Below are 18450 nucleotides of genomic sequence, written 5' to 3'. Positions count from 1 at the left end.
TCTGTGACAGCAAACGGATGATAACGGCGGGCCCTGCGCCCGCCGCTTTCCCTTAATGCAAAGAGGATTTTCTATGGGCACCATCTTCACCCGCTGGATGGCCATCGTGCTGGCTGGTCTGCTGCTGCAAGGCTGCGGCTTTCACATGCGCGGCAACGGCATTCCGAGCGAGCTGATGACCATGAAGGTCGTGGGCGACAACAAGAGCGACTTCTACCGGATGGTTACCACCCGTCTGAAGGCCTCTGGCGTGACCCTGGCCGACAAGGAGGGCATTCCGGTGCTCACTCTGGGCGGCGTAGGCGGCACCAGTCAGGTCGCCTCGGTCAACGCGCTGGGGACGGACACCGAATATGTGCTGGGCTTTGGTACCCAGTTCACCATCTCGGTACCGGGCAAGCCGACTCAGGTCTTCCCCATCAACTTCAACCGCAGCTTCCTCAACAAGCCGGATGCAGCGCTCGCCTCCTCCCGTGAGCAGGAGCAGCTCAACCGCGAGATGCAGGAGCAGGCGGCCAATCAGGTGATCCGGCAGTTGAGTCAGGTCAGCTTCTGATGCGAGTACTTTGATGAGAGTCTACCCTGAGCAATTTGGTGACCACCTCAAAGCAGGGCTTCGGCCCTGCTATCTCGTTTTTGGCGACGAGCCCCTGTTGCGACTGGAGGCCATCGATGCCATCCGTCAGGTCGCCCGCAAGCAGGGTTTCGATGAGCGCCACACCTTCGTGGTGGAGCAGGGGCTGGACTGGAATCAGGTCTACGATGCCTGTCAGGCCATGAGCCTCTTCTCCGCCCGCCAGATCATCGAGCTGGAGCTGCCCGCCAAGGTGGACAAGGATCTCGCTGCCCGCATCAGCGAAATTGGCAAGCAGCTTCATCCCGACCTGCTGCTGGTGCTGAGTGGCGGTCGCCTCAACCAGACCCAGATGAAGGCAGCCTGGTTCGACAAGCTCTACCAGATTGGCACCTATGTGCCGGTCAACCATCCGGAGCCCAAGTTCTTCCCGCGCTGGATGAGCGCCCGTTTTGCGCGTTTCGGCCTCAAGGCGCTGCCGGATGCAATCAACTTCATGTGCCACTCCTACGAGGGCAACCTGCTGGCCGCCAGCCAAGAGATCGAGAAGCTGACCCTGCTCTCGCCGCCCCAGCCCATCAGCGTCACCTATCTGCAAGAGACCATTATCCGCCACGCCCACTTCACCCCGTTCCAGCTGGTCGATACCCTGCTGGAGGGCAAGGTGAACCGGGCCCAGCGCATTCTGGCCGCCCTGCGGGCCGAAGGCACCGAGCCGGGGATGCTGGCCTGGACCCTTTGCCGCGAGCTGGAGCAGCTGACCGAGCTGTCGCTGGCAATGCGCAACGGCCAGCCGCTGGGGGAGCACTTCAGCCGCCTGCGCATCTGGCAGAGCCGCCAGCAGCTCATTCAGCAAGCACTGACCCGACTGCCGTTTGCCAAGTTGCAGCAACTGTGGCAACTGATGGCCCAGCTGGACGATGCACAGCGCCGCTTCGATAGCGAGCAGGCCTGGCTGATGCTGCAGACCATTGCCCTCGGCTTTCGTGATGGCACCCCGCTGCCGCTGGTGATGGAGAGCAGCCCGTGCTGAAGGCGCCCATTGGCCTGCTGGGGGGCACGTTCGATCCTATCCATATCGGCCATCTGCGCCCGGCCATCGAGGCGCGCGATGCCCTCGGGTTGGCCGAGATGCGGCTGATCCCGAACCATATCCCGCCCCACCGCGCCAATCCGTTCTGCTCGAGCGAACAGCGTCTCGCCATGGTCAAACTGGCGGCGGCAGAGAACCACCACTTTGTGGTGGATGAGCGGGAGCTGAGACGGGACAAGCCCTCTTACACCATCGATACCCTGATCGAGCTGCGTCATGAACTGCCCGGTACGCCGCTCTGTTTTCTGATGGGGATGGATTCCCTGCTGAGCCTGCCAAGCTGGCACCGCTGGCAGGAGCTGCTCGACCATGCCCATCTGGTGGTGAGCGTGCGGCCGGGCTGGCAACCGGATTATCCGGCCGGGGTGGCGCAGCTGCTGGCGCGCCATCACACCACAGATGCCAACGCGCTGCATCAGCGTCTGACCGGTCATATCTGGCTGGCGGACAACCAGCCCATCGAACTGTCAGCCACCCGACTGCGGGCCTTGCTGGATGCGGGGCAAGACACCCGCTACCTCTTGCCCGAGTCGGTTGCGCACTATATTGATCAACAGGGGCTCTACCGCGCCAACCGCCGCTAGCCCCTGTCGTAATCCCGCCCCGCCCGATGGGAAACGGGAGTGACCATGATATAATCCGCCGCCCTGACGCAAACGCTGCGCGCCGGAATACAGGAGAGACTCATTGCAAGGCCAAGAATTGCATGCCTTTATCATCGACAAGATCGATGACATGAAAGGCCGCGACATCATCACCCTCGATGTACGCGGCAAATCCAGCATTACTGACACCATGATCATCTGTTCCGGCAACTCCAGTCGTCACGTCAGCGCCATTGCCCACCATCTGGCCAGCGAGGCCCGCCACGCGGGTCTGGATCTGCTGAGCGTGGAAGGGCAACTGAGCGGTGAATGGGTGCTGGTAGATATGGGCTCGGTGATCGTGCATGTAATGCAGGATGAACATCGTGACTTCTACCAACTGGAAAAGCTGTGGAGCGGTGCCGCTCAAATGAATACGCAATAAGAGCACAAGTGTAACGACCATGAAGATCCAGTTGATTGCGGTGGGCACCAAGATGCCCGCCTGGGTAGAGCATGGCTTCGAAGAGTATCGTCGCCGCTTCCCCAAAGACATGCCGTTTGAACTCGTCGAGATCGGCGCAGGCAAACGGGGCAAAAATGCCGACATTCCCCGCATCCTGCAGAAGGAAGGGGAAGCCATGCTGGCGGCTGCGGGGCGCTCGCGCATCGTCACCCTCGATATTCCGGGCAAGCCCTGGACCACGGAGCAGTTGGCGACCCAGCTGGAGGCGTGGAAACTCGATGGCCGCGATGTGGCCCTGCTGGTAGGCGGGCCGGAAGGCTTGTCCCCCGAGTGCAAGGCTGCCGCCGAACAGAGCTGGTCACTGTCACCGCTCACCCTGCCCCATCCGCTGGTACGGGTACTGGTGGCCGAGAGCCTCTATCGGGCCTGGAGCATCACCACCAACCATCCGTATCATAGAGAGTGAGCCATGCGTCTCTGGAGTCTCACCTCTCATATTCACCCCTATCACAGAGAGTGAACAATGCAGTTCCTGCTCTTATTGCCCCCAAGGGTCTTGAGGTAAAGGCATGCTGAAACAACGCATCGAAATGCGCGATCACAGTGCCGAGGGCAATCTGTTCTTCCGGCGCACCCTGGTAGCCTACATCGGCATCGTCGTGCTGATGCTGGTGCTGCTGGGCAATCTCTATTATCTGCAGGTCGAGTCCTACGACACCTACCAGACTCGCTCCAACTCCAACCGAATCCGCGTGGTGCCGGTGGCACCGCCACGGGGCCTCATCTATGACACCAACGGTGTGCTGCTGGCGGAAAACCGCCCGGTCTACAGTCTGGAAATCGTGCCGGAAGAGACCAAGGATCTCGAAAAAACCGCCGACCAGCTGATCACCCTGCTGGGTCTGCCGGAAGGCACCAAGGAGAAGTTCCTCGCCGAAGTGAAGCGCCAGCGCCGCTTCAAGCCGGTCGCCCTCTACGAGAAGCTGACCGAATATCAGGTGGCCCTCTTCTCGGTCAATCAGCATAACTACCCGGGCGCCAGCATCGAAGCCTACCTCAAGCGCTACTACCCGTTTGGTGACACCCTCACCCATGCTTTGGGCTATGTGGCCAAGATCAACACCCGTGACGTAGAGCGCCTCGAGAAGGAAGAAAAACTCGCCAACTACGCGGCCACCAAGGATATCGGCAAGCAGGGGGTGGAGAAATATTACGAAGATGAGCTGCACGGTGTGGCGGGCTATCAGGAGGTCGAGGTGAACAACCGCGGCCGGATTGTCCGCACCCTCAAGTTCCAGCCACCTATTCCGGGCAAGGATATCTACCTCAATATCGACGTCCGGATGCAGCTCAAGGCCCAGCAACTGCTGGCTGGCCAGCGCGGAGCCATCGTGATGATGGACCCGAAAACCGGCGCCATCCTGGCCCTGGAGTCGAGCCCCAGCTATGACCCCAACCTGTTCGTGACCGGTATCTCCAGCGCCAACTACTCGGCGCTCCTCAACGATCCGGCGCGGCCGTTGGTGAACCGCACCACTCAGGGCATTTATGCCCCTGCCTCCACCGTCAAGCCCATGATGTCCATCATGGGTCTCAACGAGGGGGCCATCACCCCGGGCTACCGCTATTTCGGCGGCCCAAGCTTCTCCATTCCCGGCACCACCAAGAAGTTTCGCGACTGGCGCCGCTGGGGTCATGGCTGGCTCGACGTCTATCGCGCCATCGAGGTCTCGGCAGATACCTACTTCTACGATCTCGCCTATCGGGTCGGCATCGACAAGATCCACAGCTACATGACCAAGTTTGGCTTCGGTCAGTACACAGGAGTCGATCTTTATGAAGAGACCAAGGGGGTCATGCCGTCCCGTGACTGGAAGATGGCCCGCTGGCGCCAGCCATGGTATCAGGGTGACACCATCTCTGTCGGTATCGGTCAGGGCTACTGGAGCGCCACCCCGCTCCAACTGGCCAAAGCGATCAGCATCCTGACCCAGAATGGTCACGACGTCACCCCGCACCTGCTCAAGAGCACAGCCTCCCAGGCGGGGGTGGTCGATGCCCCCATCAACCCCAATATCGCCCTCAAGCTCAAGAACGACAGCTTCTGGAAAGTGGCGCAGGATGGGATGTGGCGAGTCAACCATGGCAGTGAAGGCAGTGGCCGTCACTCGTTTGCCAAGGCGCCTTACTCCTCAGGCGGCAAATCGGGCACAGCCCAGGTAGTCGGTTTGAAGGAAAATCAGGTTTACAACATCAAGACGGTCAAGGCGGAACATCGCGATAACGCTTTGTTCGTTGCTTATGCCCCCTTCGAGGCGCCCAAAGCGGTGGTAGCTCTGGTACTGGAAAACTCCATCGGAGGTGGTGGTGGTCGAGCTGCATCGCCCATTGCTCGCCAGATGCTGGATGCCTATCTGCTGCCCCCTGATCCGCAACTGCCACCGGCACCGGAAAAGCCGTCCCAACCGAGTGAGGTCGCCCCCAATGAGTAATTCTGCCCGCCAGCAGAGCATCTGGTACAAGCTGCATATCGACTTGCCCCTGCTGCTCGGTCTGCTGGCCGTGATGACCCTCTCCATGGTGGTGCTCTACTCCGCCTCCGGTCAGGATATGGACTCCATCGTGCGCCAGCTGGTGCGCGGCGGTCTCGCATTTGCCCTGATGATCGGCCTGGCCCAGCTGCCCCCCTCCCTCTACGCCCGCTGGTCGGTGCCGCTGTTCGCCGTGGTGGTGCTGATGCTGATTGCGGTGGACGTATTCGGCCACATCGGCAAGGGGGCCCAGCGCTGGCTCGATCTGGGCTTTATGAAGTTCCAGCCCTCCGAGGTGATGAAGCTCTCCATGCCGATCATGGTGGCCGCCTGGCTCAGTCGCCACTCGCTGCCACCCAAGTTCAGCCATGTGGTGATCGCCCTCATCATGGTGCTGCTGCCCACCCTGCTGATCGCCGCCCAGCCTGACCTTGGCACCTCCATTCTGGTGGCCGCCTCCGGCTTCTTCGTCATCTTCCTGGCGGGGCTCAGCTGGTGGCTGATCAGCTTGGCGGTCCTGCTGATGCTGGCCTTTATGCCGGTACTCTGGTTCTTCCTGATGCACGACTACCAGCGCCAGCGGGTGCTGATGCTGCTCGACCCGGAGAAGGACCCGCTCGGCCGCGGCTATCACATCATCCAGTCCAAGATTGCCATCGGCTCCGGCGGCGTCTTCGGCAAGGGGTGGCTGCAAGGGACCCAATCCCAGCTGGAGTTTTTACCAGAACGGCATACCGACTTTATCTTCGCAGTATTCAGCGAGGAGTTCGGTCTGGTAGGGGTTGCCCTACTGCTGGTGCTCTACCTCTACGTCATCAGCCGCTGCCTGTTTATCTCGATGCAGGCCCAGAACAGCTTCGAGCGGCTGCTGGGCGGTGCCATCACCCTCACCTTCTTCGTCTATGTGTTCGTCAACATGGGCATGGTGAGCGGCATCTTGCCGGTGGTGGGGGTACCCCTGCCGCTGGTGAGCTATGGCGGCACCTCCATGGTGACCCTGATGGCCGGATTCGGTATCCTGATGTCCATCCAGACTCATAGAAGACTGCTCGCCTGATGAAACGGGCCGGATTGCTGCTCTCGCTCGCCACCACGATGGCGACCGCCGCTGTGGCGCCGGATCGGTTGGCCCTGCTCGCCGAACAGCAACAGGTGCCGCTGGCGGAGTTGCAGGCCGCCGTCGCCCGCGCCCAGTTACGGCAGGAGGTGCTCGACACCATCAGCAAGCCGTGGGAGGCCAAACCCTGGCATCGCTACCGGCCGCTGTTCGTTACCCCGGAGCGCATCCGTGATGGCCAGCAGTTCTGGCAGCAACATGCCGAGACGCTGGCTCGCGTGGAGCAGACCTATCGGGTGCCCGCCTCGCTCATCGTGGCCATCATAGGGGTAGAAACCTTCTACGGTCGCCAGATGGGCCGTCATCCGGTGCTCGATAGCCTCTACACCCTGGGGTTCCACTACCCGGAGCGCAGCGACTTCTTTGCCAAGGAGTTTGCCCAGCTGGTGGTGCTGGCCAAAGAGGAAGGGTGGCAACTCGATGCCCTCAAGGGCTCCTATGCCGGCGCCATGGGGATGGGGCAGTTCATGCCCTCCAGCTATCGCCACTATGCCGTCGACTTTGACGGGGATGGCAAGCGGGATCTGTTTGCCAACCCGGTCGATGCCATCGGCAGCGTGGCCAACTATTTTGCCAGCCACCAGTGGCGCTGGGGCGAATCCGTGGTGGAACCGGCCCAGATCGGGTTGATGGCAGTCGAACCTCTACTCAGGCCTGAGCCCGAGTTAACACAGCAGTGGTCAGAACTGGCGGCGGCAGGGATTGAGCTCGCCACGCCGCTGGCCCCACAGACGCCGGTCAAGTTACTGGCGTTTGCCCAAGCCGATGGACCGGAATACTGGGTCGCACGGCATAACTTTTATGTGATCACCCGTTACAATCGCAGCCCACTCTATGCGATGGCGGTGTATCAACTTAGCCAAGCCATTCAGGAAGCGTATGCATCTTCGTCACAAACTCCTCCCGCTCAGCCTGAGCTTGTTGCTGGCCGCCTGTAGCAGCCAGCCGGAACATAGCGCCCCCGTCGAGCCACAAGCACCGGTCAGCAAGCCACCCGTTATCGAGATCCCGCAAGCCACCGGCGCCATTCCGCGCCCCGAGCCCCTGAGTGCCAGCGGCAACCGGGACTACTGGATCGGCAAGCAGAAGCACGAGGTGTGGCGCGACATCAAACACTACAGCGAAGAGGGCACCGCCAGCTGGTTGTCACCGGATCTGGACGGCCAGAAGACCGCCAACGGCGATGTGCTGGACAGCAAGCTGTTCAGTGCCGCCCACCGCAACCTGCCCATCCCGAGCTATGTGCGAGTCACCAATCTGGACAACGGGCTGGAGACCATAGTGCGAGTCAACGATCGCGGCCCGTTCAACAGCCCGCGCCTGATCGACCTCTCCTACGCAGCGGCCAAGCAGCTGGAGATGGTCGATAGCGGTGAGGCCCGAGTACGGCTGGAGCTGATCAGCGACACTCCGGACCAGATGGTGATCATGGAACCGATGAAGCCCATCGAAATGACTCCGACCACTCCGGCTGCGGCCTCCAACACGCTGTCGCAAGATGGCTTCCTGGGTGAACCAACCGCACTGGCGATGGCCACTCCCGCCGCCGAACCCGCCCCCGTCAAGGCGCCCGCGGCCACACCCGCCAAAGCGGCACCTGTCAAACCAGCGCCAGCCAAGGCTGCAGCGCCCGCCAGCAGTGGTGATGGCAAGATGATCCAGGTACTGGCCAGCGGCTCCCGGGATCGGGCCGAGGCGATGGGCAAGGTGATGACCCAGCGTTACGGCCTACCCTACCGGATCGATGCCCATGGCGCCATTTTCCGGGTGCTGATTGGCCCGGTCGCCGCCGACCAGCAGGCAAGTGTGCTGGAAAAAGTACGTCAGGGCGGGCTGGAACAGGCCTTTATCGTGCCCTGATCGCCCCCTTTTGCTGCGGATGTGACTAACCGCTTACTCACTGTCATCACGTCGTTTTATGGCGTGATGACAGGGAGTGATGGATAAAAAACCAGTTCTGATCGCCATCTCGGGCTATAACCTGCGGGCGCATCTGGTATAGTTAGGCCCGCATTTTATCCCCATCTGGCTCGCAGGAATTTCAAGATGTCCAAATTTGCCCGTTCAGTTCTTCTGGCCTCACTGATCAGCGTAACCGCCCAGGCCAATACGCCGGTGCCGACACCGACCCCGAATGCCATGCCCATGGTGGTTCCCGCCGCGCCGGAGATCTCCGCCAAGGCTCATATTCTGATCGATTACTACTCAGGTCAGGTGCTGGCCGAGCAGAACGCCGAAGAGCGTCTGCCGCCCGCCAGTCTGACCAAGATGATGACCTCCTACATCATCGGCCAGGAGCTGCTGAAGGGGAACATCAAGCGCACCGACATGGTGACCATCAGCCAAAACGCCTGGTCCAAGAACTACTCCGACTCCTCCAAGATGTTTATCGAGGTGGGCAAGCAGGTCTCCGTCGATGATCTCAACAAGGGCATCATCATCCAGTCCGGCAACGACGCCTGCGTCGCCATGGCCGAGTTCCTGGCGGGCAGCACCGACTCCTTCGCCAGCCTGATGAACAGCTGGGCCGCCAAGCTTGGCATGAACGACAGCCACTTCATGAACCCGCACGGCCTGGATGCGGAAGGTCACTACAGTACCGCTCACGACATGGCCCGTCTGGGTCAGGCGCTGATCCGCGACCTGCCGGAGGAGTACAAGATCTACTCCCAGAAATCCTTCGTCTTCAACGGCATCACCCAGCACAACCGCAACCGTCTGCTGTGGGATCAATCCCTGCAGGTGGATGGCATCAAGACCGGCCACGTCAGCCAGGTCGGCTATAACCTGGTCTCCTCTGCCACCAACAACGAAGGCATGCGCCTGATCGCCGTGGTACTGGGCGCCAGCAGCGAAGCCTCCCGCGCCGCCGAGAGCAAAAAACTGCTCACCTATGGCTTCCGCTTCTTCCAGAGCCTGACCCCGTACAAGGCAGGCACCGAGCTGGTCACCCAGAAGATCTGGATGGGCGACAAACCGGAAGTGAAACTGGGCGTCGACAAAGATGTCTCCGTGCTGGTCACCCGCGGTCAGGGTAACAACCTGAAGGCTGATTTCCAGCTCGACAGCGAGCTGAAAGCGCCGCTGGCCAAGGGTCAGCGCGTCGGTACCGTGTTCCTGAAACAGGGTGACAAAGAGATCAAGCAGGTGCCGCTGGTAGCCCTGGAAGAGGTGCAGGAAGGTGGCTTGATGAGCCGTCTGTGGGACTATCTGGTACTGCTGGTCACCAGCTGGTTCAAGTAATCCAACGCACAATCCTCACCAAACAGCGGCGCCAACAGGCGCCGCTGCTGTCTGTGACCGGCAAAGGCAGTGAATAACCCTGTAAACTGCAGGTTCCGCCTTACCCTGATTTGTGGTAAAAAGCAGCACTTCCATCCTTGTCTGACCGATCCTGGCCTTGATCCCGGTCCGGGCAGCGCCCATATAGTTATGAGCCGTGCCCATATAGACTTGAAATGGCGGCCTCCACGGGCCATCGGCCACTAGCCATCCAAGATGAAGTCATCCCGGTGATGACGCAAAAGGTGAGTAAATGAATACCAAGTTTGATGAACTGCTGGAGTTTCCCTGCAAATTCCCGTTCAAGGTACTCGGCGTTGCCGACCCGGCACTGCCGGAAATGGTGGTTGAAGTGCTGCAGCAGCACGCCCCCGGCACCTACAGCCCGACCGTCCAGCCCAGCTCCAAGGGCAACTACCACTCGGTCCGCGTGACCGTGACTGCCCAGAGCAAGGAGCACATCGAAGCGATGTACCACGCCCTTGGCAAGATCGAGCTGGTGAAATACGTACTGTAATTTCTCTCTCGCCCCGTTCTGCGGGGCGACTGTTTTTGGCCGCAGCACGCCGCGAGGACGCCATGTCATCCCAGATCCCCGCCCAGTCCAGTCTGATTGTCAGGCAGCTGGGTCGCCGCCCCTACCAGCAGGTATGGGACGCCATGAAAGCCTTCACCGACAACCGCACCAGCGATACCCCGGACGAGTTCTGGGTGGTAGAGCACGATCCCGTCTACACCCAGGGTCAGGCCGGCAAGGCCGAACACCTGCTCAATCCGGGCAATATCCCGGTGGTGCAGAGCGATCGCGGCGGTCAGGTGACCTATCACGGCCCGGGCCAACTGGTGCTCTACGTACTGGTGGATGTCCGCCGCTGCAAATTCTCGGTTCGCGAGCTGGTGACCGCGCTGGAGACAGCCATCATCAACACCCTCGCCAAAAGCGATATCCAGGCTTATGCCAAGGCCGATGCTCCCGGGGTCTATGTGAAAAATGACCTTGGCATGGAGGCAAAACTGGCCTCGCTGGGGCTGCGCATCCGCAAGGGGTGCTCGTTCCACGGGCTGGCCCTCAACATCAACATGGACATGACCCCCTTCCTGCACATCAATCCGTGCGGCTATGCGGGCATGGCCATGACCCAGACCAGCGCCCTGGGCGGCCCGCAGAGCGTGGCCGAGGCGCAATCCATTCTGGTGGCCGAGCTGGCCCGCCTGATTGGCTATCAAACAATAACAAACACCGAGAGTGAATCATGAGCAAACCCGTTCGTATGGAGCCGGGCGTCAAGCTGCGCGATGGCGACAAGATGGCCCTGATCCCGGTGAAATTCATGCCGGATCCCAACGAAGAACTCCTTCGCAAGCCGGACTGGATGCGGATCAAGCTGCCCCCCTCCAGCCAGAAGATCGAACACATCAAGAGCACCTTGCGCAAAAACAAGCTGCACTCGGTCTGTGAAGAGGCCTCCTGCCCCAATCTGGCGGAGTGCTTCAACCACGGCACCGCCACCTTCATGATCATGGGCGCCATCTGCACTCGTCGCTGCCCCTTCTGCGACGTGGCCCACGGCCGCCCGCTGGCACTCGATCCGGAAGAGCCGAAGAAGCTGGCGCTGACCATCAAGGAGATGAACCTCAAGTATGTGGTGATCACCTCGGTGGACCGCGACGATCTGCGCGACGGCGGTGCCCAGCACTTCGCCGACTGCATCCGCGAGATCCGCGAGCACAGCCCGCAGACCCGCATCGAGATCCTGACCCCGGACTTCCGTGGCCGGATGGAGCAGGCACTGGAGGTGTTCCGCGAGACCCCGCCGGACGTCTTCAACCACAACCTGGAAACCGCGCCGCGCATGTATCGCGTCGCCCGCCCGGGTGCCGACTACAAGTGGTCGCTGGAGCTGCTGCGCCGCATCAAGGAGATGCACCCCCACGTGCCGACCAAATCCGGTCTGATGATGGGCCTTGGCGAGACCAACGAAGAGATCGTCGAGGTACTCAAGGATCTGCGCGCCCACGGCGTCAATATGCTGACCCTGGGTCAGTATCTGCAGCCAAGCCGCCACCACCTGCCGGTCAAGCGCTACGTGCCGCCCGCAGAGTTTGACGAGCTGAAAGATGTCGCCATGGAGCTGGGCTTTACCCACGCAGCCTGTGGTCCTTTCGTTCGCTCCTCCTACCACGCGGATCTGCAAGCCAAGGGCGAAGAGGTCAAGTAACCTCGCAGCAAAGAGGGGTGAAACACCCCCTCCTTTCGCCAGCAGCAACAAAAAGAGCGCCCCGAGGCGCTCTTTTTTATGGCTCATGGCTGGCTGATGCTGCGCTATCAAGGCTGCCGACGCCCCCCGCAAGCATCTGCTTATGCCGATTACGGCGGCAAATCGGGCACTGCTTTCTGGCCATCATGGCCGGCAAGCCGGACGCACTGACAAGGCAAATTGTCTCACCAGCGCAACAGAGAGAAAACTCCAACCGATTTATTTGCAACAATCTGAGCCATGAAGCCGTCCGCTATTCGAGCAGGCGAGGCGCGATGCCACCCCCGATATAGACGACAACGAGAGGCATCGCGCCCCCTTGTCACTCCTGATGGTCACTCCTCCTCGAAGCGCCCCTGCTGATGCCAGCGCTGCAACTGGGCCAGCACCCGGGTTTCCCGCGCCGTCCACTGGGGGCATGGCCCCGCCAGTTGGGTCTTGTTGGTCTGCAGCGCCTCGTCGATCGCAAACCAGCCGGGCACAAAGCCAAGCCGGATCTCGTAGGGCTGCGGCTGCGGCGCTACCAGCTGCTCAGCAATCCGGCACAGATAGTAGAGCGAGCGGATGCAGTAGGCATCGAACCCCGGTTCGCGGGCGGCGCGATATTCACGGGTCTCGCCAAGCAGGCCCCCCACTTCCCGCAGGTCGGCACCGCACTCCTCCAGCAACTCGCGAGCTAATGCCACATGGTGGCTCTCCCCCGCTTCAATGCCGCCCCCGGGGAACATCAGATCGCCGTTAACCCGGGAGTGAACCAGCAGCAGCTCGTCGCCGCGCAGCACCACGGCACGTACCGTGAGGCGCTCAAGAGTACGGCCATCGGTACGCACCTCGCCATGAACGAAAGAGAGATCGAACGGATTGGGCCAGCAGCTGGCCGGAGAAAACGTCGTCATCACTGCCTCAGGGCCGGTAGTTGCCATGCTTGAGCTGCTCGACAATCTCGGCAGCCCGCACATCGTAACCATCCTGCTCTGTCTTGCTCAGGGTGTGGTAGATGCCAAAACGTTTGGCTGAGACCTCGGGGCTATCCTGAAACGACTCGCTCACCTTGCCCCACAGATAGGCCAGCCCGTACTGTTTCTGGCCCATATAGAGGGTGCTGAGGGAGGTGAACATGCGGCTGTTCACCTTGTCCCCCTCCTGATAGAGGGAGAGACCGTGCTGCAGGGTGGCAATGGCCTTTTCGGGGTCGCTCTTGGCGTAGATACCGCCGAGCGCCAGTTGCAGCTCGGGTTCATCCAGCGCCTTGGTGCCTTCCAGCGCCATAAACTGCTGACGAGCCAACTCGTTGGTGTTGTTGGTCCAGTGCCAGAGCAGCAGGTAGGGATCTTGTGAATTGCGGGTCGCCGCATCGAGCTGGGCCAACTGATCCCCGGCCGCCAGCATGCCCTCGACCCGTGGACTCTTCTGCTCGCGGGCATTCTTGTACTCGATGTTGGTGGAGCGCTCGGCACATTTGAGATAGCGCTCAAGGTTGCGCATCAGCTCGTACTTGCGCCGATCCGTCCCCTCCTCCTTGAGATAGAAGCGACTGCGGATCACATCGGTACGCTCGTAGCGGCACCAGCCATCGTCCACCAGATCCTGACAGAGCTCGGCATGGTTGCTGCAGATATTGTGGATCCGGTCGTCATTGCAGCCAGCCACGGCAAGGCCGACGGAAAGCATGATGAAGGTCTGTCGCAGGGGGAAATTGGCCATGGTTCACATCTTGTTGGTAACGCGGGTTGGTAACAACTGGCGCCTTTACGGGCCACCTCCGGCTAGCAAACCGGTTACATATCCATTACAATACGCGCGCCATATAAGGCCGCGATTGCAGAATAATATAACGAAATATACACCCCTACACTGATCTGCATTCGACGAATTTTCTATTTACACCAACAACGTGAAATAAAGGATCTGGTCAATGACCCACGAGCACTACTTGCAAGCGTGGCAGGAGAGCCAGGAGCTCGCCGAAGCCATGCAGCCCTTGATTGGTCGCCTCTACCGACAACAAGGGGTCGAGATCACCCTCTACGGCCGCCCGCTGCAAAACGCCTCCACCATCGATATCCTCAAGGCCCACCGGGTCGTCCGCCGCCACCAGGGCGCTCCCCTCCCCATCCAGCAAAGCTTCCCCCTGCTTCAGGCCATCGTGGCCCTCAAACCCACCGCCGCCGAGGTTGACCTTGGCAAGCTGGCAGTCGGCTACTGGCAGGATCATCAGGATGAAGCCGGGATAGAGGACTATCTGCAAGCGCGACTGGCACCGGCCCTTGGCCGCAGCCAGATGCCGCAGCCGACCGACGTGGTGCTCTACGGCTTTGGCCGTATCGGCCGCCTGCTGGCCCGCCTGCTGATCGAGCGTACCGGCGCCGCCAATCCGCTGCGCCTGCGCGCCATCGTGGTACGCGGTGGTCGCGACGGGGATCTGGAGAAACGCGCCAGCCTGCTGCGCCGCGACTCGGTGCACGGCCCCTTCAACGGCTCCATCGAGGTGGATGTGGAGCGCAGCGCCATCATTGCCAACGGCACCTTCATTCAGGTGATCTACGCCAATAGCCCGGCCGACATCGACTACACCGCCTACGGCATTCACGATGCGCTGATCGTCGACAACACCGGCGTCTGGCGTGACGAGGCAGGCCTCTCCGAGCACCTGAAAGCGCGCGGTGCCGGCAAGGTGCTACTGACCGCCCCCGGCAAGGGGGAGATGAAGAACGTGGTGTTCGGGGTCAACCATGAGGTGATAGGCCCGGATGACAGGATCATCTCCGCCGCCTCCTGCACCACCAACGCCATCACCCCGGTGCTCAAGGTGATGCAGGAGCGATTCGGCATCCGCCACGGTCACGTGGAGACGGTCCACTCCTACACCAACGATCAGAACCTCATCGACAACTATCACAAAGGCGAGCGCCGCGGTCGCAGCGCAGCTCTCAATATGGTGATGACCAGCACCGGCGCCGCCAAGGCGGTGGCCAAGGCGCTGCCGGAACTCAAGGGCAAGCTGACCGGCAACGCCATCCGGGTGCCGACCCCCAACGTCTCGCTGGCGATTATCAATCTGTCGCTGGAGCAGGCCACCGATCGGGAGAGCCTCAACGCCTATCTGCAACAGATGGCGCTAAGCTCGGCCCTCCATCGCCAGATCGACTTCAGCGCCAGTACCGAGCTGGTCTCCTCCGACATGGTAGGTTCCCGTTATGCGGGCATCGTCGACTCCCAGGCGACCATCGCCGAAGGGGATCATTGTGTGCTCTACGTATGGTATGACAACGAGTTCGGGTACAGTTGTCAGGTAGTGCGGGTGATGGAACAGATGGCTGGCGTAGTCCGACAGGATCTGCCTGCATAGACCGATAGAGTCTACCTGCATGACCCGTCAGATCCCGCAGTTTATGGCTCAATAGTTCAAGGAGAAGGCCGGATGTCGTTTCAACAGGGTGAGTTTTTACAAGCTATCAGGCAGATGCCACAAGAGGTGTACGAGCGGCTCAAGACCGCAGTCGAGCTGGGCAAGTGGCCCGATGGCAAGCCCCTGACCGACGAGCAGAAGGCCACCTCCCTGCAAGCAGTGATGGCCTGGCAGGCGATGCATCTCGACAATCCCGAGCACATGAACATCGGCCGCGACGGTGAGATCGTGATGAAGAGCAAGAGCGAGCTCAAGCGTCAGTATCGCGATGAGGAAGAGATAGTCCGGGTCGACCTCAACCACTGAGTCTTACCCGGCAGGCCGCCCGCAGCGGCCACAACAGAGAGGGGAGCCATTATGGCTCCCCTCTTTTTTCCTAACTTATCACCCCTCGTCACCGGTGCAATGCGCTGCGCTTATTGCACCCTACCGCGAGGGTTATCAGGGAGTCAGCTCCCCACGCAACGACTGCTGCATCAGCTCGCGAATGCGGTGGGAGGGCAAGTCTTGGCTCAACAGGAAGTGGAGCTTGGTGAGTGCAGCCTCGGCGGTCATGTCAAAGCCCGAGATCACCCCGGCCCGCGACAGGGCGTTGCCGGTAGCATAGCCGCCCATGTTGACCTTGCCGTGCAGGCACTGGCTCAGGTTGACGATGATGACGCCACGGGCCGAAGCCTCGGAGAGCAGCGCCAGCATGGCCGGGTTTTGCGGCGCATTGCCGACCCCGAATGACAGCAGGATCAGCGCCTTCACCGGCTGTTGCAGGATGTTGGCGATCACCTCGCTGGAGATCCCCGGATAGAGGGTCACCACGCCGATGGGCTGGGGGGTGATGTCATGCAGCACCAGCGGCCGCTCGGACGGCACGCCCAACTCGCCCGCTTCCAGCGAGATGGCGATCCCGGCATTGAGCAGCGGCGGATAGTTGGGGGAGTCGAAAGCGTGGAAGCCGTCGGCGTGCACCTTCTTGCTGCGGTTGCCGCGATAGAGCTGGTTGTTGAAGAACAGCGTCACCTCGTGGATCGGGTAGTTGGCCGCGATATAGAGGGCGTTGAGCAGATTCTGCTGACCGTCGGAGCGCAACTCGGCGAGCGGGATCTGGGAACCGGTGATGATAACCGGCTTGTGCAGATCTTCCAGCATGAAAGAGAGCGCCGAGGCGGTGAACGACATGGTGTCGGTACCGTGCAAAATGACAAAACCGTCGTACTTGTCGTAGTTGTCACGAATATCCTCGGCGATGCGCTGCCAATCCGCCGGGGTCATGTCGGAGGAGTCGATGAGAGGGGCATATTCGTGGATATGGTAATCCGGCATCTCGGGGCGGTGGAACTCGGGCATCCGCGCCAGACAGTCTTCCATAAAGCCCGCCATCGGCACGTAGCCGTGATCGGAACGCTGCATCCCAATGGTGCCGCCTGTGTAGGCAATGTAGATAGACTTCTTCACACCCTCTCCTCTTGATGAAGTGAACACCGCCGGAACATGAACCATGTCGGGGTGAACCACAATGTCAACGCCCGCCAGCGCCTCTGCGTGCAGCGGAAACCGGCGAATTATAGAGACTGGCGCCCCAAATGACAGCCGTTCCATGCACCCTTTTCGGCTTTTCTGCCCTCTACCTACATAGTGTTAAATGTCACAATAAACCACTAAAACGAGCATTAATACGACAAAGATGGAATTAAACGATGCTTTTTGCTACAATCCGCCGGATTTTACTAAAATCTCATCTGGATGCCTGAGCATTTCAGGCCCGCACAAGCCCCATCTTTCCTGGGGCGGGGAGATGTTTCCCCTTCTTTGCTGGCACATAAGCCACACTGGTTTCATCCCGGCTGAATCTGTAAGTCTTTTGCTATGAAAGACACAGCCAATCAACATGGGAGTACTGAATGTTACAACTTGATTCCTACGCAACGCTGGTCGCTGCCACTCTGGTATTGCTGCTTGGCCGGGTGTTGGTTACCCGAGTCGGGCTGCTGCGTACCTTCAACATCCCCAAACCGGTAGCCGGCGGCCTGGTGGTCGCGCTGGTACTGCTGCTGTTGCGCTCCACCCTGCAGATGGAGCTGCAATTTGATACCAGCCTGCAAACCCCGCTGATGCTGGCCTTCTTCGCCTCCATCGGTCTCTCCGCCGATCTCGCCAGCCTGAAACGCGGCGGCAAGGCGGTGGTTACCTTCCTGATGGTGGTCACCGGCCTGCTGCTGGTGCAGAACAGTCTGGGTGTCGGTCTGGCGACCCTGCTCGGTCTAGATCCCCACATGGGGCTGCTGGCCGGCTCCATCACTCTCTCCGGCGGCCACGGCACCGGGGCGGCCTGGAGTGCCACCTTCTCCGAGAAGTACGGCGTGCAATCCGCCGCTGAGCTCGCCATCGCCTGTGCCACATTCGGTCTGGTGCTGGGCGGCCTGATCGGTGGTCCGGTCGCTCGCTATCTGGTGAAGAAAGTGCAGGTGCCCGGTGAGGAGCACAATCAGGATGAGGCCCCCCAGGGCTTCGAAATGCCCGACATGGAGCGCCCCCTCACCACTTTCAGCGTCATCGAGACGCTGGCGCTGATCGCCATCAGCCTCAAGGGTGGCGAGCTGCTCTCCGCCTCGCTCAAAGGGGGCGCCTTCGAGCTGCCGATCTTTGTCTGCGTGCTGTTTGTCGGCGTGCTGCTGCGCAACGTCCTGACCCTGCTGAACTGGCATGAGGTGAGCGATCGCGAGGTATCCCTGCTGGGCAACGTCAGCCTGTCGCTGTTCCTCGCCATGGCACTGATGAGCCTGAAATTGTGGGATCTGGCCAGCCTGGCCCTGCCCATCTTCATTCTGCTGGCCGCCCAGACCGTGGCGATGGCGCTCTACGCCATCTTCGTCACCTTCCGGGTGATGGGCAAAAATTACGATGCGGCCGTGCTGGCGGCAGGTCACTGCGGCTTTGGCCTCGGGGCCACCCCGACCGCGATTGCCAACATGCAGGCCATCACCCAGCGCTTCGGTCCCTCCCACCTGGCGTTTCTGGTGGTGCCCATGGTGGGCGCCTTCTTTATCGACATCATCAACGCCATGGTGATCAAGCTGTTTATGGCGATGCCATTCCTGTAATTCCCTTTCCGTCAGACGTATATGATCAGAGCCCACCTTTC

The 18450-nt window shown here is 60.8% G+C and carries 19 protein-coding genes; 16 read left to right on the top strand and 3 right to left on the bottom strand.

Going from position 1 to position 18450, the window contains the following annotated elements:
• Positions 1–73 precede the first annotated feature (73 nt).
• The 13 genes from lptE (at position 74) to lipA (ending at position 11866) form a co-directional block, all read left to right on the top strand.
• Positions 74–556 (top strand): LPS assembly lipoprotein LptE, encoded by a 483-nt coding sequence (lptE, locus tag AB5Y83_RS17575; RefSeq protein ID WP_139747808.1) that lies wholly within the window; start codon positions 74–76, stop codon positions 554–556.
• Between the two features lie 13 nt (positions 557–569).
• Positions 570–1607: a DNA polymerase III subunit delta gene (holA, locus tag AB5Y83_RS17570; RefSeq protein ID WP_021229736.1), complete on the top strand. Its 1038-nt coding sequence runs from the start codon at positions 570–572 to the stop codon at positions 1605–1607.
• On the top strand, positions 1601–2251 hold the full coding sequence (gene nadD, locus AB5Y83_RS17565; RefSeq protein ID WP_021229735.1) for a nicotinate-nucleotide adenylyltransferase: 651 nt from the start codon (positions 1601–1603) through the stop codon (positions 2249–2251). The genes holA and nadD overlap by 7 nt, the downstream gene beginning before the upstream one ends.
• 103 nt (positions 2252–2354) lie before the next feature.
• Entirely contained in the window at positions 2355–2696 is a 342-nt protein-coding gene (gene rsfS, locus AB5Y83_RS17560) for a ribosome silencing factor (RefSeq protein WP_005335165.1), read from the top strand.
• Between the two features lie 19 nt (positions 2697–2715).
• Positions 2716–3183, top strand: a complete 468-nt coding sequence (gene rlmH / locus AB5Y83_RS17555) for a 23S rRNA (pseudouridine(1915)-N(3))-methyltransferase RlmH (RefSeq protein ID WP_005335166.1) — start codon at positions 2716–2718, stop codon at positions 3181–3183.
• 103 nt (positions 3184–3286) lie between these two features.
• On the top strand, positions 3287–5209 hold the full coding sequence (gene mrdA, locus AB5Y83_RS17550) for a penicillin-binding protein 2 (RefSeq protein ID WP_005335168.1): 1923 nt from the start codon (positions 3287–3289) through the stop codon (positions 5207–5209).
• Positions 5202–6305 carry a rod shape-determining protein RodA gene (gene rodA / locus AB5Y83_RS17545; protein WP_368175654.1) on the top strand — a complete coding sequence of 368 codons (1104 nt, stop codon included), beginning with the start codon at positions 5202–5204 and terminating at the stop codon, positions 6303–6305. The genes mrdA and rodA overlap by 8 nt, the downstream gene beginning before the upstream one ends.
• Positions 6305–7303, top strand: a complete 999-nt coding sequence (mltB, locus tag AB5Y83_RS17540) for a lytic murein transglycosylase B (protein ID WP_368175653.1) — start codon at positions 6305–6307, stop codon at positions 7301–7303. Before rodA ends, mltB begins: the two co-directional genes overlap by 1 nt.
• Positions 7245–8225 (top strand): septal ring lytic transglycosylase RlpA family protein, encoded by a 981-nt coding sequence (locus AB5Y83_RS17535; RefSeq protein ID WP_368175652.1) that lies wholly within the window; start codon positions 7245–7247, stop codon positions 8223–8225. The genes mltB and AB5Y83_RS17535 overlap by 59 nt, the downstream gene beginning before the upstream one ends.
• Before the next feature lie 186 nt (positions 8226–8411).
• Positions 8412–9608: a D-alanyl-D-alanine carboxypeptidase family protein gene (locus AB5Y83_RS17530; protein ID WP_005335176.1), complete on the top strand. Its 1197-nt coding sequence runs from the start codon at positions 8412–8414 to the stop codon at positions 9606–9608.
• 292 nt (positions 9609–9900) lie between these two features.
• The gene (ybeD, locus tag AB5Y83_RS17525; protein ID WP_005335178.1) at positions 9901–10164 is read left to right on the top strand and encodes a DUF493 family protein YbeD; all 264 of its coding nucleotides are present in this window, start codon (positions 9901–9903) and stop codon (positions 10162–10164) included.
• Between the two features lie 62 nt (positions 10165–10226).
• Positions 10227–10904 (top strand): lipoyl(octanoyl) transferase LipB, encoded by a 678-nt coding sequence (lipB, locus tag AB5Y83_RS17520; RefSeq protein WP_368175651.1) that lies wholly within the window; start codon positions 10227–10229, stop codon positions 10902–10904.
• Positions 10901–11866 carry a lipoyl synthase gene (gene lipA, locus AB5Y83_RS17515; RefSeq protein WP_005335190.1) on the top strand — a complete coding sequence of 322 codons (966 nt, stop codon included), beginning with the start codon at positions 10901–10903 and terminating at the stop codon, positions 11864–11866. Before lipB ends, lipA begins: the two co-directional genes overlap by 4 nt.
• Before the next feature lie 374 nt (positions 11867–12240).
• Here the strand turns inward: lipA and AB5Y83_RS17510 are convergent, their stop codons facing one another.
• A complete protein-coding gene (locus AB5Y83_RS17510) occupies positions 12241–12801 on the bottom strand; it encodes an NUDIX domain-containing protein (RefSeq protein ID WP_368175650.1) in 561 nt (186 codons plus the stop codon).
• Between the two features lie 7 nt (positions 12802–12808).
• Complete coding sequence (locus AB5Y83_RS17505) at positions 12809–13609, bottom strand: DUF2989 domain-containing protein (protein WP_058057173.1); 801 nt, start codon at positions 13607–13609, stop codon at positions 12809–12811.
• 211 nt (positions 13610–13820) lie between these two features.
• On the opposite strand from AB5Y83_RS17505, the gene AB5Y83_RS17500 reads away from it, so the two are divergent.
• Entirely contained in the window at positions 13821–15254 is a 1434-nt protein-coding gene (locus AB5Y83_RS17500) for a glyceraldehyde-3-phosphate dehydrogenase (RefSeq protein WP_021229728.1), read from the top strand.
• A gap of 72 nt (positions 15255–15326) precedes the next feature.
• Positions 15327–15620, top strand: a complete 294-nt coding sequence (locus AB5Y83_RS17495) for a YeaC family protein (protein ID WP_042061025.1) — start codon at positions 15327–15329, stop codon at positions 15618–15620.
• A 135-nt stretch (positions 15621–15755) separates the two neighbouring features.
• On the opposite strand, the gene ansA is transcribed toward AB5Y83_RS17495, so the two are convergent.
• Positions 15756–16763: an asparaginase gene (ansA, locus tag AB5Y83_RS17490; RefSeq protein WP_005354141.1), complete on the bottom strand. Its 1008-nt coding sequence runs from the start codon at positions 16761–16763 to the stop codon at positions 15756–15758.
• Between the two features lie 446 nt (positions 16764–17209).
• On the opposite strand from ansA, the gene gltS reads away from it, so the two are divergent.
• A complete protein-coding gene (gltS, locus tag AB5Y83_RS17485; RefSeq protein ID WP_005348115.1) occupies positions 17210–18409 on the top strand; it encodes a sodium/glutamate symporter in 1200 nt (399 codons plus the stop codon).
• The last annotated feature ends 41 nt before the right edge of the window (positions 18410–18450 follow it).

Origin of the sequence: Aeromonas sp. R5-4, assembly GCF_040908215.1 — a bacterium.
GTDB lineage: Bacteria > Pseudomonadota > Gammaproteobacteria > Enterobacterales > Aeromonadaceae > Aeromonas > Aeromonas veronii.
Note: the sequence above shows the minus strand (reverse complement) of the source record. Positions and strands in the feature narration are given on the sequence as shown.